A 14,885-nucleotide genomic window follows, 5' to 3' on the forward strand; every position below is an offset into this window, starting at 1 on the left:
CCAACAAAGCCTTTGAACTGTCGCACGCCGCGGCCTATATGAACGTCAACCGCACCGGGGGCACCTGTCCGCCCAGTTCACCCATCGAGGTTCCTATGTCCGAAGTTGCAGCGAAACCCATTCCCGTCACCGTGCTCACCGGCTACCTCGGCGCCGGCAAGACGACCTTGCTCAACCGCATCCTCTCGGAAAATCACGGCAAGAAATACGCCGTCATCGTCAACGAGTTCGGCGAGATCGGCATCGACAACGACCTGATCGTCGAGTCCGACGAGGAAATCTACGAGATGAACAACGGCTGCGTCTGCTGCACGGTGCGCGGCGACCTGATCCGCGTCGTCGAGGGACTGATGCGCCGCCCCGGCCGCTTCGACGGCATCATCGTCGAAACGACCGGCCTTGCCGATCCGGTGCCGGTCGCCCAGACCTTCTTCATGGACGACGACGTTCGCTCGAAGACCGAACTCGACGCGGTCGTCACCCTCGTCGACGCCAAGCACCTGCCGCTCCGGCTGAAGGACAGCCGCGAGGCCGAGGACCAGATCGCCTTTGCCGACGTCGTCGTCATCAACAAGGCCGATCTCGTGAGCCACGACGAGCTTCATCGCATCGAGGACATCGTCCATGCGATCAACCCGTCCGCCCGCGTCTACACGACCACCCGCTCGGGCGTCGACCTCGCAAAGGTCCTGAACCAGGGCGCCTTCAATCTCGAGCGCGCGCTGGAGAACGATCCGAGCTTCCTCGACCACGATGATCCCGACCATGTCTGTGGTCCCGGCTGCGATCACGACCATGGCCACCACCATCATCATGACCACGATCACGACCATCACCACCACGGGCACGATCATCACCATCATGACCACGGCCCATCGGCCATCCACGATGTGACCGTCACCTCGATTTCGCTGCGCGGCAGCGAGATGAACCCGGACCGCTTCTTCCCGTGGATCCAGAAGGTCACCCAGACCGACGGTCCGAACATTCTCCGTCTCAAGGGCATCATCGCCTTCAAGGGCGACGAGGAGCGCTATGTCGTTCAGGGCGTGCACATGATCATCGAAGGCGACCACCAGCGCCCATGGAAGGACGGCGAGAAGCGCGAGACGCGCCTCGTCTTCATCGGCCGCAATCTCGACCGCGAGAAGCTGGAAAAGAGCTTCCACGCCTGCGAGGCCGCGGCATGAGCCTGAAGACGGCAAAGCGTTTTTTGGACCTGGTCGTGAAAACGGGAAAGAAAGCCTGATGCCGACGGTTGCCCCTCTTGATATCGAAGGCCACGTCGTCGCTGCCGCCTTTCTCGGAGACATCCCCTTCTTCGCCGCCGCGTCCGGCGCCATCCACCGGCTGGACGGCGGCGACAAGGTGACGGAGGCCCATCAGGGGCTTCTCACCTGCGTCAAGGACCACGCCAGCCAGACGCTGGTAACCGGCGGCGAGGACGGCAAGGTCCTGAGGGTTGCCCACGACGGCAGCGTCAGCACGCTTGCCGAAGTGCCGCGCAAATGGATTTCCGTCGTCGCAGCGGGGCCGCAGGGTGCGGTCGCCTATGCACACGGCAAGTCCGCCTTCGTGCGGCTCGCCGACGGTACGGTGAAGGAGTTCACCGAACAGCGCACGGTGGAAGGCATCGACTTCGCACCGAAGGGACTGAGGATCGCGCTTGCCCGCTACAACGGTGTAACGCTTCACTGGATCGGCACCGCCGGCACGCCGGTCAACCTTGACTGGAAGGGCGCCCACACCGGCGTCACCTTCTCGCCGGACGGCCGCTTCGTCGTCACCACGATGCAGGAGAGCGCACTGCACGGCTGGAAGCTCGACGGCAAGCCCGGCGAGAGCCGCCACATGCGCATGACCGGCTATCCCGCCAAGGTCAAGTCGCTCTCCTGGTCGCCAAAGGGCAAATGGCTCGCCTCCTCCGGTGCACCTGCGGCGATCGTCTGGCCCTTCGCCGGCAAGGACGGTCCGATGGGCAAGGCGCCGCTCGAACTCGGCACGCGCGCCAACATCCTGGTGACCAACGTCGCTTTCCATCCCGCAGACGAGGTTCTCGCCATCGGTTTCATCGACGGCATGATCCTCGCGGTCCGCGTCGCCGACGGCAAGGAGGCACTGCTGCGCCGGCCGGGCAAGGGTGCCATCACTTCGATGGCCTGGAGCGCGAACGGCAAGCTGCTCGCGTTCGGCTCCGAGGCCGGCGACTGCGGCGTGGTGGACATCTCGGGCTGAGCCCAACGGGCAGGCACAAAAAAGCGGCCACGGAACTGGTTCCGCGGCCGCCTTCGATGGCATGACTTAGAAGCGGTAAGTCACACCACCGCCGATGAGCCACGGATCCAGCTTGGCGTTGCCGGTCAGGTTTGCACCGCCAACCGTGACGTCGAAGTCGGGACGCAGGAAGATCTTCTTGACGTCGAAGTTGACGCCCCAGTGCTCGTTGATCATGTAGTCGAAGCCAGCCTGCAGGGCGAAACCGAAGCTGTCCTTAACGTGCAGGGCAGTAGCGCTGTCAGTATCCTGGTTGTAGAAGATCGTATAGTTCACGCCGGCGCCGACATAGGGTTTGAAGGCGCCGAAGTCCGTGAAGTGATATTGCAGGGTGAGCGTCGGGGGCAGAACCCACGTGCTGCCGATGCGCCCCAAGCCGGCGAGCGAGCCCTCGCCGTAGATGCCGGCCCAGGTCGTGCCGAGGATGAGTTCGGCGGCCAGATTGTCCGTGAAGTAATAGGTGATGTCGAGCTCGGGGATGACCGAGTCGCTGTAGGAGAGATCCGAGCCGGCGACGCCGTCGACCGAACCTTCGTCATTGGTGATGACGCCAAGGCCGCGTACGCGGATCTGCCACGGGCTGACGGCGCCGATGGCCTCGGCGGTCGGGGTGGGCTCGACCGCGGGCATCAGGTCCGCCGCGCCGGCCGCCTGGGCGAACAACAGGATTGCAGTGGTTGCGGCAAGAGCGCTGATCCGCCTTGTGCAAGTGGTGGTCATGGGGTCTCTCCTTGGTCGGTCGTTTGGCCTGAAGCCATGGCGCCGACTATCCCCCACGCACACCGTCACCGGTTGCGCTAGATCAATATTTCATATGTTAATTAAAAGCGGAAAATCAATCATCGAAAACTGTGACTTTTTTGCAATGCGAAACTTGACGAAAGATATTTCACATAGAAAAATCTGCGACTTAACGACACATCGCCCCGCGTCGCCGAACTGTGGCGTCCATAGCCATCCGCCTTTTGCGACTCGGAGGTCTGCACGCAGAAGGCGAATCGACCTCCGGAAAGAACGCAGATGAAACTCCGTACGGGATGCCGTATCAGCGCTTCTGCCGCCGTCCTGCTCGCGACAGCTTGCGGCCGCTGCCGACGATCATGCCGACGGCGTCATCAAGCCACCCGGATTTCAGCTCCAGCGCCAGGAAACGCTCGCGTGCGAACGGCCCCGGCATGACGAGATGCCTGGTCTTTTCGGCAACAAAGCCGAAGCGCTGGTAGTAGGGCGCGTCGCCGACCAGCAGGATCGCGCCGTGGCCGCGGGCCTTCGCTTCCGCGATCGCTGCCCGCATCAGTGCCGAGCCGACACCCTTGCCTTCGTGGGCACCGTCGACCGCGAGCGGCCCGAGCAGGAGCGCGTCCACCGGTCGGCTATTGCTGTCGACGCCGGCCTCAACGTTCCACAGCCGCACGGTGCCGATCACGTGACCGTCGGCATCGCGGGCGACGAGTGCGAGGCCTTCGGCCGGAACGCGGCCTCGGCGGATCTTCTCCGAAGATTTCTTGCGCCGGTCGGCACCCATCGCCCGGTCGAGCAGGATTTCGCGCGCGACCACGTCGGCGGGCGTTTCGTTTTCGATGACGAAGGTCGGTGCAGGCGCGAAGAACGCGCGCACCGTATCAAGAACAGTGGCCATGTCGACCTCCCATCCCCAAAGCGTTTCCGGTGATTTCTTGTGATTGCCGCGCCGGATATGCCGGCGCGGTCGGGCGTCAGATGACGTAGGCCTTGAGCGGCTCGAAGCCGTTGAAGGCCACCGCGGAGTAGGTCGTGGTGTACGCACCCGTGCCTTCGATCAGAACCTCATCGCCGATCGTCAACGAGACCGGCAGTGGATACATGTTCTTCTCGTAGAGGACGTCGGCCGAATCGCAGGTCGGGCCGGCGAGCACGCAGGGCTCCATCTCGTCCGCGTCGCGCTCCGTGCGGATCGGGTAACGGATCGCCTCGTCCATGGTTTCGGCGAGACCGCCGAACTTGCCGATGTCGAGGAAGACCCAGCGGTGCGCGTCGTTGTCCGATTTCTTCGAGACGAGCACGACCTCGGCCTTGATCACGCCGGCATTGCCGACCATGCCGCGACCCGGCTCGATGATGGTCTTCGGGATGTGATTGCCGAAGTGCTTCCTCAGCGCACCGGTGATCGCCAGGCCATAGGCCTCCGCCGACGGGATGTCGCGCAGGTACTTGGTCGGGAAACCACCGCCCATGTTGACCATCTGCAGGTGGATGCCCTGCTTGGCGAGCGAGGCGAACACGCGCTTGGCGTCGGCGAGAGCCGAATCCCAGGCATCGACCTTGGTCATCTGCGAACCGACATGGAAGGAAACGCCGTAGGACTCGAGACCGAGCTGGTGCGCGTAGACGAGCACGTCGACGGCCATCTGCGGAACGCAGCCGAACTTGCGGGAAAGCGGCCATTCGGCACCTTCGCCGTCCGTCAGCACGCGGCAGAAGACGCGGGCGCCGGGCGCGGCACGGGCGATCTTTTCGACTTCCTCGTGGCTGTCGACCGCAAAGAGGCCGATGCCGAGTGCGTAGGCGCGCGCTACGTCGCGTTCCTTCTTGATGGTGTTGCCGTAGGAAATGCGGTCCGCGGTCGCGCCGGCGTCGAGTGCCATCTGGATCTCGGCGACGGAGGCGCAGTCGAAGCTCGAGCCGAGCCCGGCGAGCAGCGACAGGATTTCCGGAGCCGGATTGGCCTTGACGGCATAGTAGATCGCGCTGTCCGGCAGGGCGTGACGGAAGGCGGCATAGTTGTCGCGCACGACGTCGAGGTCGACCACAAGGCAGGGACCTTCCGGTCGTCGGGACTTGATGAAGTCGAGGATGCGGGCAGTGGTCATCGGTCTATCCCTTCCATATTCCAAAGAGCCCGGAACCTGCGAAAGTTCCGGAAGGACAAAGGGCGACGAGAGAACGCGCGAAACCAGCCGGTGGAGACTCTGGTACCGTACGAACGCTCAACGCGTAAACGATGGATAGACGCACCCGCTAACCGGGCGCATAAATCCGCTTTGTCTGCCATGGATTGGAGGGGAGACCCGACCGCACTTCCGGCAATGATGGTGTGCCTCTTCAGTGACCCCGGCTGATGGAAAGCCGGAAGAGAACCAGAAAGGCCCGCACCGTCGTTGCTTCAAGATGTCCTCGCATTTCCCGGTTGGCCGGAATAGCGACTGGAGGGGTTAGTTCCAGGTACCTTACCGATGACCTCACCTTAGGGATTTCTCCCAGTTCGAGGGTCGGCGGACACCCACAGGCACGTGCGACTTTGGGCAAGCGAGGAGATAAGAACATTCGCGGTCATAATCAAGCGTTTTTTGCCCTGTTTTCCGAAAATGAGATTGAACGATCTTCCGCTTATGTTCACAATTCGGCGCAGTTCGCGAAGGAGCCCGCATCATGGATACTTTGACCCGCATGCGCGCCTTCATCGACGTCGTCGAAGCCGAAGGCTTTTCCGCCGCCGCCCGCAAGACCGGTCGCTCGAAGGCCCTGCTTTCCAAGTACGTCCGCGAGCTGGAGGACGAACTCGGCGCGCTTCTTCTCAACCGCACGACGCGCCAGTTCTCCCTGACCGGGGCCGGCCACACCTACTACCGGACGGCCTCCGACATCCTGAAAGAGATCGACAACCTCGCCGACCTGGTGCGCGAGAACAATGCCGACATCCGCGGCAAACTGAAGGTCTCGCTGCCGCGCACCTTCATCGACGCCGATGTAGGGCAGTCGCTGATCGACTTCGTCAAGGAACACCCCGATCTGTCGCTGGAGATCGTCGCCGAGGACCGATTCGTCGATCTCATCGAGGAGGGCTTCGACCTCGCGATCCGCATTACCAAGCTCGATGATTCCGGCCTGATCGCCAGGAAGCTCTCCGATTTCCGCGTCTATGCCTGCGCCACGCCCGCCTTCGTCGAGAAGCACGGGCCACTCACCCAGCCGCAGGACCTGTCGCGAGTGCCATTCCTGATCGACACGAATTCGCGGACCCACAACACGCTTCGCTTCCATGACCCGAAGGACGGCAGCTTTTCCGTGAGCGTCAGCGGCCCGATCGAGGTCAACAGCCCGCAGGCGACGCTCCGGGCTGCGCGCGCAGGGCTCGGCGTCGCGATGATCCCCGACTTCATCGCGAGACCCTACCTGCAATCCGGAGAGCTCGTTTCGCTCTTCGACGACTACCTGCCGTCCGACCGGGGCATCTACGCCGTCTATCCCCATCGTCGCTACCTGCCGGCAAAGGTCCGCGCCTTCGTCGACTATCTCCACGGCTGGTTCCGCAAGAACGCCTAAGGGTTGCGAGGCGGCACAGGACAGGCAGTCCAACTTCCGTCCCAATTCTGGTAAAGGGAACGATGACGGATCGCCGAATCCCGTGACGCGAGCACAACGACAGGGCACCATGAAGAAAACTCTCACGCCGGCGGCCGCAGCGATCGCCCTCGCCCTGCAGCCGCTGCCCGCTCTTGCCCATCCGCATATCTTCGCCGAGGCACGGCTGGAGGTCGTCGCCGACGCCGGAAAGATCACGGAAATCCGCAATGTCTGGCGCTTCGACGACGTGTTCTCCTCGAGTGTACTGCTCGATTTCGACAAGAACACCAATCTGAAGCTCGACCCGGACGAGTTGAAGGAAATCGCCGACACGATCCGCACCTCGACGGGTGACTACGATTACTTCACCTTCATCACCGACAACGGCAATCCGGTGAAGCTTGCGACGCCGGAGGTGTTCAACGTCGACTTCAAGGACAACCAGCTCATCGTCTTCTTCATCGTGAAGCCGCAGACCGCCGTGCCACTCAAGGGCAAGCTCTCCTTCGGCATCTACGACCCGACCTTCTACACCTCGATCGATTTCGCCAAGGACGGCGATCTCGCAACCGAAGGTCAGGGCTTCGACGCCTGCAAGCGAGAGGTCATCCGCCCCGATCCGGACGCGGTGATGGCGCAGAACCAGAACATGATGACGGAAGCCTTCTTCAACAATCCCGGCGGCTCGGACATGGGCAAGCTGTTCGCAACCCGCCTCGAAGTGTCATGCTGAACGCCCGCCTCGGCAAATATGCCGCGCTCGCGGCCCTCCTGGTCGCCATTGCGGCGCCGGCCGCTTTCGCGGGATCGCCGCTCGGCATCGGCACGGCCGAACCGTCGTTCCCCACCACCGGCATGTTCGGCGGATTTCTCGGCTGGGTGAATGAGCACCAGCAGGCCTTCTACCGTGCGCTGACCGAATCGCTGAAGGCAATGCGGGAGGACCCGAGCCGACTTGCAACGCTCGTCGGGCTTTCCTTTGCCTATGGCGTGTTCCATGCCGCCGGCCCAGGACACGGCAAGGCCGTGATCTCCTCCTACATGATTGCCAACGAAACGGAGTTGAAACGCGGCGTCGGCATTTCCTTCGTCTCCTCAGCGGTACAGGCGCTGGTCGCGATCGCCGTGGTCGGAACCGCCTATCTCGTCCTGCGGGGCACGGGAATCACGCTGACGAACGCGACGGACGCGATGGAGCTTGCAAGCTACGGGCTCATCATCGCTTTCGGCCTCTGGCTTCTCGTCCGCAAGCTGCGGTCGGTCTTCGCCATGCAGGCAGCAAGCGCCACGCTCTTCGCCGCTCCCGTGTCGACCTCCGTCCCGCGCACGACGACAGGCCTTCGTTTCGAAGCCATCGCCGCCGAACACAGCCATGCGGGCCTTGCGCCGGACGCCGTCTGCCCCGACTGCGGCATGAGCCATATCGCCGACCCGCGGCTTCTGTCGGCGAAGGAGTTCCGGCTGCGCGACGCATGGTCCGCGATCGTCGCTGTCGGCCTGCGCCCCTGTTCGGGCGCCTTGCTGGTGATGACCTTCGCGATCCTGAACGGGCTCTATCTCGGTGGCGTGCTCTCGGTATTCGCCATGGCCCTCGGGACCGCGATCACCGTCTCCCTCTTGGCGACGCTTGCCGTCTCGGCCAAAACCTTCGCCGTCCGCCTTTCCGGCCCCGGATCATCGGCAGCACGAAAGGTCGCGAACGCCATCGAGATCGGCGGCGCCATTCTGGTCATCGTGATGGGCGTGGTGCTGCTTGCGGCGGCGCTTCAGTCCTGACCGCCGCGGCGGCGCTGATAACGCGCGCGCAGCCAGAAGATCAGGAAGAAGGACAGGATCACCAGCGTGCCGAGCGCAGCCGCCAGCACCGGCGAGTAGCCGCCGACCCACAGCACGACCTTCGGCATGACGAGAAGCGCGATACCGATCCCGATAAGGATGACGAAGGCGGCGATCGCCGAGGAGCGGGAGTTCTTGTCGTCCTCTGCCATCATGCCGCCGCCCGTGCGAGCTCGGAGCGGATGTCCTCGAGCTTCCGCTTCTGCCGGCCGTCCGCATCGAAATTATCGGGATGCAGCCAGGCCTCGAACCCCGCCTTCACCAGCGGCCAGTCGCCGTCGATGATCGAAAACCAGGCGGTGTCGCGGTTCTTGCCCTTCGACAGCATGTGCTGGCGGAACACGCCCTCGAAAGTGAAGCCGTAGCGGCGCGCGGTCGTCTTGCTCGCCTCGTTGTCGTTGTGGCACTTCCACTCGTAGCGGCGATAGCCGAGATCCTCGAAGACGTGCTTCGCCATCAGGTAATGGGCCTCGGTCGCAAGCGGCGTGCGGCTCATCGCCGGGCCGTGGGCGACGCCCCCGACCTCGACGACACCGTTGGCCGGGTCGGCGCGCATGTAGTTCGCCATGCCGACGATCTTGCCGGAGGCATTGTCCCGGAAAACGTGCGTGAGCCAGCCGCCCTTGGTGCGGGCAGTATCGAGCCAGCTCTCGAAGTCGGCGATGCTGCCGAAGTCCGGCTGGGTGAAGTATGTGAGCAGCGGATTGATGCCCATGCCGCCGAGGCCGTCCCACAGGGCCTGGAGGTGCTTGTCCTTGTCGTAGGGCTCGACCGTCACAAAACGGCCCTCGAGCCTTACCGGCGTCGGCGCCGGACAGCCTTTGAATGTCGATAGATCGCGCATGCCTGCCTCACGGAATGTTCCGGCAAAGCAGTAGGCCAGCCGCCGGGCAAAGGCAACCGACCTCCTGGTGACATTACGCGCTCAGACGGTCGCACCGGCAACCGTCGCCTCGATGTGGTCGACCAGACCGTCGGCGAGGCCGAGGCGTCCGGCGAGCATGTCGAGATAGCCGCGTTCGGCGCGGCTGTCGGGATCGATTGCGAGCCGCGACGCCGTGAAGAGCTCCACCTTCTGGGCCTCCGTCTTGGCTGCCGCCACCAGGGCCTCGATATCCGTCGGCCGGGCGAGTTCCTCGGCGATGAAGGCCTCGGCCTCCGCATCAAGGGCGGAGGAGTGGATCTTGTCCAGGATGCGGGCCCGCTCGACATCATCGACGTGGCCGTCAGCCTTGGCCGCCGCGATCATCGCCCTGACCAGCGTCAGCGCGAAATCGTTCCCCGCCGCCGCAGCCTCGGAGCTGAACGGCGAATCGGCCGGCGGCGGAAGAAGGACGGGCTCGGAGGCGGCAGGTGCCGTCTGTGGGGCCTTGCCGGCCTGATAGTTCTTGTAGGCCTGATAGCCGAGGCCGGCGATCGCGGCGATGCCGCCGATGGTCGCGACATTGCCGGCGAGCTTGCGGCCGGTCTTGGTGCCGAGAACGGCGGCGAGGATCGCGCCGGTCGCGAGCGGATTGTCCTTGGCGAGCTGGGCGATGTCGCCTGCCTTCTCCTTCACCGTTCCCGTGGTTCCGGGAACCTGTGAACCGAGAAACTGATCCAGAAGCTTCTTCGCGTCGAACATCGCCATCTCCGTGTTGTGCAATCGTTCAACGCTACATAGGTAGCCGATCGTGACAATACAAAGATGGCGATACCGCCTGCCCGATCAGCCCTTGAGGACCGCCGCCTCGGAGGCGAGTTTGGTGATGCCCGCCCAGTCGCCGGCTGCGACAAGTTCTTTCGGCGCAACCCAGGAACCGCCGACGCAGACGACATTCGGCAGAGAGAGATAATCGCGCGCGTTCTTGAGCGAAATGCCGCCGGTCGGGCAGAACAGCGTGCCAGCGAGCGGCGACGACAGCGCCTTCAGGTAGGCGGCGCCACCCGCCTGTTCGGCGGGGAAGAATTTCAGGACCTGGTAGCCTTCCTCGCGCAACTGCATGACTTCGCTCGCGGTCGCCGCGCCGGGAAGCAGCGGAATGTCCGACGACCGGGCGGCGTGGATGAGTTCGCGCGTCGTGCCGGGACTGACGATGAACTGGGAACCAGCCTCGACGGCCGCCTCGAAATGCGCGGCGTTGAGGATCGTTCCGGCGCCGACGACGGCACCCTCGACTTCGGCCGCGACCCGCCGCACCGCCTCCAGCGCGTCCGGCGTGCGCATGGTGATCTCGATCGCCTTCAGTCCGCCGGCGACCAACGCACGCGCGAGCGGCACCGCCGTCCCGGCATCCTCGACGATCAGCACCGGCACGACCGGCTGCAGTTTCAGGGTCGAAAGAAGCTTTTCGGTTTTGGCGCCCATGGTCCGGCTCCCTTTCTTAAAACGATTGAAATTGACAGACGGATATAGCGACAGGCCCGCCTTGTCGAGACAAATGCACGCGTTCGCGTCGCCGCTGTTTGACGCATTCCAGACTTCCTGTACGGTAACCCCGCAGGGCGGCAACCGGAACGGGGTCGATGGCCAAGGAGATAGAGCGGAAGTTCCTCGTGGCAAACGATGATTGGCGGGCGCTCGCGACGTCTGCGACGCCGATTCGCCAGGCCTATATCGTTCTCATGCACGACCGCTCCGTTCGCGTGCGCACGAAGAACGGCACCTCGGCACAGCTGACGGTCAAGATCGGCCAGAATTCGCTCGTTCGTGACGAGTTCGAGTATTCCATTGCTCTCGATGACGCCGAGGAGATGATCGCGCTCGCGGTCGGCAACGTCATCGAGAAGGTGCGTTACACGGTCGAGCATCACGGATTCGTCTGGGAGATCGATGCCTACGAAGGCGCCTACCAGGGGCTGGTGATCGCCGAGGTGGAATTACGGAAAGAAAGCGACGCGCCGCCCCTGCCCCACTGGATCGGCCGCGAAGTGACCGGTGACCGGCGCTATTCCAACCAGGCGCTGGCGACCGAAAAGCTGCAGCAGGACGTGCTTTATGGCCTACCGAATTAGGCCCGACCGTCCCTTCTCCGGAGCGTTGCGCAAGGCGGCGGCCGGCGAACTCCAGCGGGCGATCGCCCTCGTCACGGAGCAGCCCGAGGGCCTGCACGAAGCCATCCATCAGGCCCGCCGGAAGCTGAAGCGCGTGCGCGCGCTCTATCGTCTGGTGGCAGAGGACGCGCGAGATTTCCAGAAACGGGAGAATGCGCGTCTGCGGGACATCGCCCACACGTTGTCGCTGGTGCGCGACGCGACCGCCCTGATCGAAACCGCCGCCTATCTCGAAGACCATGCGCTGAACACCGACGAACGGGAAGCGCTCGCCCATGCCCGGACGGCGCTTACGGCAAGAAGGGACACGATGGCGGCGAACGAGGTCGACCTGCCGCAAAAGGCGGAAGCCGCCATTGCGGCATGCCGGGACGCGATCCACGCGCTGGACGGGCTCTCCTTCGACGACGGCAGGCAGGCGACGGCGAAGCGCATCGCCAGGGGATGGCGGAGCAATCTTTTCCGCGCACACGAAGCGCTCGCGGCCTGCCATTCGGTCGCCCACGAAGAGGTCTTCCACGAGCTGCGCAAATGCGCGCAAGACTATTCGATGCATCTCGCCCTCCTGCGCGACCTCTGGCCTTCGGCCATGGCGGCCAAGCTCGCCGAAGCCAAGGCACTGGTCACCGTTCTCGGTCACGAGCACGATCTGGCGCTGCTGGTCGCCCTTCTCGACCGTGAGCCCGATGTCCTGAACGGCGGCGCCGAACTCGCGCACCTGTTGGGCGCCGTGATCCGCCAGCAACAGGCGCTGCGGCGCGAGGCGCTGGAGATCGCCGAACGCCTCTTCGCCGATCCACCGAAGGCCGAAGCCCGCGTCATCGAGATACTTTGGCTCGAAGCGAGCCGCTGAGTGCGATGTTTTCCTCCGAAGCCCGGACCCGCCGCCCCTACAAGGACTCAGCGCCGATCACGCCGGCGAGCGCTTTTGTCTCTTGGGTATGGCTCGCCTCAAATTTCCTCCCGCATGCAATACGTGCACAATCCGGTGTTGTCGTAGCGTAGCCCTAGGCTCGCCATGTACTCTTTGGCACTGGCAAGCGTTTCTAGTCCTGGGTTCGGATAACAAGGATACCAATAGGTTGGACCCGTTCCTTTGTCTTGGTTTTCCATTCCTTGCCCATCGCGGCAAAACTTGCATTCGCCTGTATGAACGCGTGCTCTTTTGTTAGGGGGAATAACCTTCACGAAATAGGCCAATGCTGCCTCCGTTGTATTGGTTTAAGTGTATGGAAACGAGGCAGGGATCCGATGATCTGTCAAGTTATTCAAATTTCAAACTGAGACACAGCCCAAAGTCTCGCAGCATGGGACACCGATGAGCCGTTCCGAACGCCTCCTGCAACTCCTCCAAGTCCTGCGCCAGCACCGCCGGCCGGTGAGCGGTCGCGTGCTCGCAGAGACGCTCGGCATATCGCTGCGCACGCTCTACCGCGACATCGCCTCGCTGCAGGCGCAGGGCGCAGACATCGATGGGGAGGCCGGCGTCGGCTACATGCTGCGCCCCGGCTACATGCTCCCGCCCCTGATGTTTTCCGCCGATGAGATTGAAGCACTGGTGCTCGGCATGCGGCTGGTGGCAAGCCGAGCCGATCCCCAGCTTGTATTTGCCGCCCGTGACGCGCTGTCGAAGATCGATGCCGTCCTCCCGGCAGACCTGCGCGAGACGTTGGCGTCGAGTCCGCTGCTCGCCGGCGGAAAACCGGAACTACCCGAAGATCGGGTCGACCTCACCCTTTTGCGCAAGGCGATACAAGCCGAGCGGACATTGAGGATCGTCTATCGTGACGAAAAGGGCAGCGCCACTGAACGCACTATCTGGCCCTTTGCTCTCGCCTTCTTCGATGGCGCTCGTGTCCTTCTCGCCTGGTGCACGCTCCGCAATGATTTCCGCCATTTCCGCACCGACCGGATGGACGTCATCGAGGAGGGAACCGGGCGCTATCCCCGACGCCGCACGCAATTGCTGAAGGAGTGGCGGCAGAAAAGCGGCATTCCGGAGCGGATCTTCTGACGTTGAATGATGCTGCCAATTTCTGACAGCATGTCGGTCTAGTCTCCGGTTCTCGAAAGGAGAACCCGATGACACCGAACCTCACCATCCTCTATGTCGACGAGCCGCAGAAAAGTGCCGCCTTTTACGCCGGACTTCTGGGAGCAACACCCGTCGAACAGTCTCCCACCTTCGCCATGTTCGTCTTTCCCGGCGGCATCAAGCTTGGGCTGTGGTCACGCCACACGGTCGAGCCGGCAACGACAGGCGTCCCCGGTATGATCGAAATTGCCGTTCCACTGGAGAATGCCGCAGCCGTCGACGAAGCCTATGCGACTTTCGCTCCGGCCGGGCATGTAGTCCTGCAACCGCCGACGGACATGGAGTTCGGCCGCACTTTCGTGCTCGCCGATCCCGATGGACACCGCATCCGCTTCTACAATCCGCCGGTGTGACGATAATGGCCTGGGTCATCGTCGCTTCCGCCGATCATGTCGCCCGCGGCGTTGCCGGCGGCTTCGTACAGGCCTGCCACGGAAAGGATGCGCCGCTCCGGCGCATCCGGCCTGGCGAGACGGTTATTGCCTATTCGCCATCCTCGGTTTTCGGCCAACCATCGCCGCTCAGGGCCTTCACCGCCATCGGCGCCATGCAGGGCCGTCCACCCTACCGCGTGCAGATGACGGAGGATTTCATGCCTTTCCGCCGCGATGTCGAATGGTATGCTTCTCAGCCCGCGCCGATCCTGCCATTGCTCGACCGGCTGGAGCTGACAAAGGGCAAGCGCAACTGGGGCCATGCCTTCCGTTTCGGCATCCTGAACATATCCGACGAGGATGCGGCAAGCATTGCGGCCGCAATGAATGCGGCCAGAGCGATCCGGTCTTCAGAACCGCGAGAAGTATCGCAGCTCTCGCTGCTCGGGATTTGACAAACCTCAAAGCACGGCGGAACGCGCCTCTTCCCGCACCCGGCCGTGATGTTCCTTGACGTTGTCAACCTCGTACATCAGGGCCTTGAAGGCGATGATCGCCTCCTGATCGCCGAGCGTCCGGTCGGCGACCAACGGTTCGAGCGTCTCGATGACCAGTCGCAAGGCATCCTCGATCCTGCCGAGCTGCTTGCCGTAGCTTGCGACGTCGCTGAGGATGTCCTTCTCAACCTCCGGGTTGGTCGAGGGGCCGAGGTCGATACTGAAGTTGAACAGCCCGACCTGACCACCCTCACCCGGGCTGAAGACCCAAGTCCAGGGATTGATCGTCTGCGAGACATTGCCGGAAAGCGGCAACTGCAAGCGTGCCATTCTCACCTCCATTGCAACCGATGGAGGCAGTCTCTGTTGTCGGCGCGCAAAAGGCAAGCGCCGCACTGAAACGAAAACCCCCTCCGCAAGGAGGGGGCTCTGTCGTCTGCCGATCGCGCAGAA

General features: G+C 63.4%; 18 protein-coding genes. 10 read left to right on the forward strand and 8 right to left on the reverse strand.

All coding sequences use genetic code 11. From position 1 onward, the window contains the following. Positions 1 to 95: 95 nt before the first annotated feature. Together DFR48_RS16405 and DFR48_RS16410 are read left to right on the forward strand one after the other, a co-directional pair. Positions 96 to 1,190, forward strand: a complete 1,095-nt coding sequence (locus DFR48_RS16405; RefSeq protein ID WP_114364286.1) for a CobW family GTP-binding protein — start codon at positions 96 to 98, stop codon at positions 1,188 to 1,190. Positions 1,191 to 1,248: 58 nt separating this feature from the next. Beyond that, positions 1,249 to 2,235, forward strand: coding sequence for a WD40 repeat domain-containing protein (locus DFR48_RS16410; RefSeq protein ID WP_114364287.1), 987 nt, complete (start codon positions 1,249 to 1,251; stop codon positions 2,233 to 2,235). 66 nt (positions 2,236 to 2,301) lie between these two features. Here the strand turns inward: DFR48_RS16410 and DFR48_RS16415 are convergent, their stop codons facing one another. The 3 genes from DFR48_RS16415 to odc2 form a co-directional block, all read right to left on the reverse strand. Continuing rightward, positions 2,302 to 2,994, reverse strand: a complete 693-nt coding sequence (locus DFR48_RS16415; protein WP_114364288.1) for an OmpW/AlkL family protein — start codon at positions 2,992 to 2,994, stop codon at positions 2,302 to 2,304. A 325-nt stretch (positions 2,995 to 3,319) separates the two neighbouring features. Then, on the reverse strand, positions 3,320 to 3,913 hold the full coding sequence (locus DFR48_RS16420) for a GNAT family N-acetyltransferase (RefSeq protein ID WP_114364289.1): 594 nt from the start codon (positions 3,911 to 3,913) through the stop codon (positions 3,320 to 3,322). A gap of 76 nt (positions 3,914 to 3,989) precedes the next feature. After that, positions 3,990 to 5,123 carry an ornithine/lysine decarboxylase gene (gene odc2, locus DFR48_RS16425; protein WP_114364290.1) on the reverse strand — a complete coding sequence of 378 codons (1,134 nt, stop codon included), beginning with the start codon at positions 5,121 to 5,123 and terminating at the stop codon, positions 3,990 to 3,992. Positions 5,124 to 5,682: 559 nt separating this feature from the next. Here odc2 and DFR48_RS16430 point away from each other — a divergent pair. The 3 genes from DFR48_RS16430 to DFR48_RS16440 all read left to right on the forward strand — a co-directional run bounded on the left by DFR48_RS16430 (position 5,683) and on the right by DFR48_RS16440 (position 8,373). After that, complete coding sequence (locus DFR48_RS16430) at positions 5,683 to 6,576, forward strand: LysR family transcriptional regulator (RefSeq protein ID WP_114364291.1); 894 nt, start codon at positions 5,683 to 5,685, stop codon at positions 6,574 to 6,576. Positions 6,577 to 6,685: 109 nt separating this feature from the next. Then, complete coding sequence (locus DFR48_RS16435; RefSeq protein ID WP_114364292.1) at positions 6,686 to 7,330, forward strand: DUF1007 family protein; 645 nt, start codon at positions 6,686 to 6,688, stop codon at positions 7,328 to 7,330. Then, on the forward strand, positions 7,324 to 8,373 hold the full coding sequence (locus tag DFR48_RS16440) for a nickel/cobalt transporter (protein ID WP_114364293.1): 1,050 nt from the start codon (positions 7,324 to 7,326) through the stop codon (positions 8,371 to 8,373). The genes DFR48_RS16435 and DFR48_RS16440 overlap by 7 nt, the downstream gene beginning before the upstream one ends. Here DFR48_RS16440 and DFR48_RS16445 read toward each other — a convergent pair. From DFR48_RS16445 to DFR48_RS16460, 4 genes are all read right to left on the reverse strand, one after another. Further along, complete coding sequence (locus DFR48_RS16445; protein ID WP_114364294.1) at positions 8,364 to 8,585, reverse strand: hypothetical protein; 222 nt, start codon at positions 8,583 to 8,585, stop codon at positions 8,364 to 8,366. The two genes, DFR48_RS16440 and DFR48_RS16445, sit on opposite strands and share 10 nt — an antisense overlap. Next, positions 8,585 to 9,277 (reverse strand): GNAT family N-acetyltransferase, encoded by a 693-nt coding sequence (locus tag DFR48_RS16450; RefSeq protein WP_114364295.1) that lies wholly within the window; start codon positions 9,275 to 9,277, stop codon positions 8,585 to 8,587. The genes DFR48_RS16445 and DFR48_RS16450 overlap by 1 nt, the downstream gene beginning before the upstream one ends. 81 nt (positions 9,278 to 9,358) lie before the next feature. Then, a complete protein-coding gene (locus tag DFR48_RS16455) occupies positions 9,359 to 10,057 on the reverse strand; it encodes a tellurite resistance TerB family protein (RefSeq protein WP_114364296.1) in 699 nt (232 codons plus the stop codon). 84 nt (positions 10,058 to 10,141) lie between these two features. After that, positions 10,142 to 10,780: a 2-dehydro-3-deoxy-phosphogluconate aldolase gene (locus DFR48_RS16460; RefSeq protein ID WP_114364297.1), complete on the reverse strand. Its 639-nt coding sequence runs from the start codon at positions 10,778 to 10,780 to the stop codon at positions 10,142 to 10,144. A gap of 158 nt (positions 10,781 to 10,938) precedes the next feature. Here DFR48_RS16460 and DFR48_RS16465 point away from each other — a divergent pair, with 158 nt between their 5' ends. The 5 genes from DFR48_RS16465 (at position 10,939) to DFR48_RS16485 (ending at position 14,390) form a co-directional block, all read left to right on the forward strand. Then, positions 10,939 to 11,427: a CYTH domain-containing protein gene (locus tag DFR48_RS16465; RefSeq protein ID WP_114364298.1), complete on the forward strand. Its 489-nt coding sequence runs from the start codon at positions 10,939 to 10,941 to the stop codon at positions 11,425 to 11,427. Continuing rightward, a complete protein-coding gene (locus DFR48_RS16470) occupies positions 11,411 to 12,319 on the forward strand; it encodes a CHAD domain-containing protein (RefSeq protein ID WP_114364299.1) in 909 nt (302 codons plus the stop codon). Before DFR48_RS16465 ends, DFR48_RS16470 begins: the two co-directional genes overlap by 17 nt. 465 nt (positions 12,320 to 12,784) lie before the next feature. After that, a complete protein-coding gene (locus DFR48_RS16475) occupies positions 12,785 to 13,480 on the forward strand; it encodes a helix-turn-helix transcriptional regulator (RefSeq protein ID WP_114364300.1) in 696 nt (231 codons plus the stop codon). A gap of 68 nt (positions 13,481 to 13,548) precedes the next feature. Further along, entirely contained in the window at positions 13,549 to 13,914 is a 366-nt protein-coding gene (locus tag DFR48_RS16480) for a VOC family protein (protein WP_114364301.1), read from the forward strand. Positions 13,915 to 13,919: 5 nt separating this feature from the next. Next, a complete protein-coding gene (locus DFR48_RS16485) occupies positions 13,920 to 14,390 on the forward strand; it encodes an EVE domain-containing protein (protein ID WP_114364302.1) in 471 nt (156 codons plus the stop codon). Positions 14,391 to 14,396: 6 nt separating this feature from the next. Here DFR48_RS16485 and DFR48_RS16490 read toward each other — a convergent pair whose 3' ends face one another. After that, a complete protein-coding gene (locus tag DFR48_RS16490; protein WP_114364303.1) occupies positions 14,397 to 14,762 on the reverse strand; it encodes a hypothetical protein in 366 nt (121 codons plus the stop codon). Between the last annotated feature and the right edge of the window lie 123 nt (positions 14,763 to 14,885).

This window comes from Ciceribacter lividus, assembly GCF_003337715.1.
Lineage (GTDB): Bacteria > Pseudomonadota > Alphaproteobacteria > Rhizobiales > Rhizobiaceae > Allorhizobium > Allorhizobium lividum.

What these genes read in the sequence shown, in the direction of transcription:
- DFR48_RS16405 (WP_114364286.1), top strand. Translation starts at nt 96, where the DNA reads ATGTCCGAAGTTGCAGCGAAACCCATTCCCGTCACCGTGCTCACCGGC.
- DFR48_RS16410 (WP_114364287.1), top strand. Translation starts at nt 1,249, where the DNA reads ATGCCGACGGTTGCCCCTCTTGATATCGAAGGCCACGTCGTCGCTGCC.
- DFR48_RS16415 (WP_114364288.1), bottom strand. Translation starts at nt 2,994, where the DNA reads ATGACCACCACTTGCACAAGGCGGATCAGCGCTCTTGCCGCAACCACT.
- DFR48_RS16420 (WP_114364289.1), bottom strand. Translation starts at nt 3,913, where the DNA reads ATGGCCACTGTTCTTGATACGGTGCGCGCGTTCTTCGCGCCTGCACCG.
- odc2 (WP_114364290.1), bottom strand. Translation starts at nt 5,123, where the DNA reads ATGACCACTGCCCGCATCCTCGACTTCATCAAGTCCCGACGACCGGAA.
- DFR48_RS16430 (WP_114364291.1), top strand. Translation starts at nt 5,683, where the DNA reads ATGGATACTTTGACCCGCATGCGCGCCTTCATCGACGTCGTCGAAGCC.
- DFR48_RS16435 (WP_114364292.1), top strand. Translation starts at nt 6,686, where the DNA reads ATGAAGAAAACTCTCACGCCGGCGGCCGCAGCGATCGCCCTCGCCCTG.
- DFR48_RS16440 (WP_114364293.1), top strand. Translation starts at nt 7,324, where the DNA reads ATGCTGAACGCCCGCCTCGGCAAATATGCCGCGCTCGCGGCCCTCCTG.
- DFR48_RS16445 (WP_114364294.1), bottom strand. Translation starts at nt 8,585, where the DNA reads ATGGCAGAGGACGACAAGAACTCCCGCTCCTCGGCGATCGCCGCCTTC.
- DFR48_RS16450 (WP_114364295.1), bottom strand. Translation starts at nt 9,277, where the DNA reads ATGCGCGATCTATCGACATTCAAAGGCTGTCCGGCGCCGACGCCGGTA.
- DFR48_RS16455 (WP_114364296.1), bottom strand. Translation starts at nt 10,057, where the DNA reads ATGTTCGACGCGAAGAAGCTTCTGGATCAGTTTCTCGGTTCACAGGTT.
- DFR48_RS16460 (WP_114364297.1), bottom strand. Translation starts at nt 10,780, where the DNA reads ATGGGCGCCAAAACCGAAAAGCTTCTTTCGACCCTGAAACTGCAGCCG.
- DFR48_RS16465 (WP_114364298.1), top strand. Translation starts at nt 10,939, where the DNA reads ATGGCCAAGGAGATAGAGCGGAAGTTCCTCGTGGCAAACGATGATTGG.
- DFR48_RS16470 (WP_114364299.1), top strand. Translation starts at nt 11,411, where the DNA reads ATGGCCTACCGAATTAGGCCCGACCGTCCCTTCTCCGGAGCGTTGCGC.
- DFR48_RS16475 (WP_114364300.1), top strand. Translation starts at nt 12,785, where the DNA reads ATGAGCCGTTCCGAACGCCTCCTGCAACTCCTCCAAGTCCTGCGCCAG.
- DFR48_RS16480 (WP_114364301.1), top strand. Translation starts at nt 13,549, where the DNA reads ATGACACCGAACCTCACCATCCTCTATGTCGACGAGCCGCAGAAAAGT.
- DFR48_RS16485 (WP_114364302.1), top strand. Translation starts at nt 13,920, where the DNA reads ATGGCCTGGGTCATCGTCGCTTCCGCCGATCATGTCGCCCGCGGCGTT.
- DFR48_RS16490 (WP_114364303.1), bottom strand. Translation starts at nt 14,762, where the DNA reads ATGGCACGCTTGCAGTTGCCGCTTTCCGGCAATGTCTCGCAGACGATC.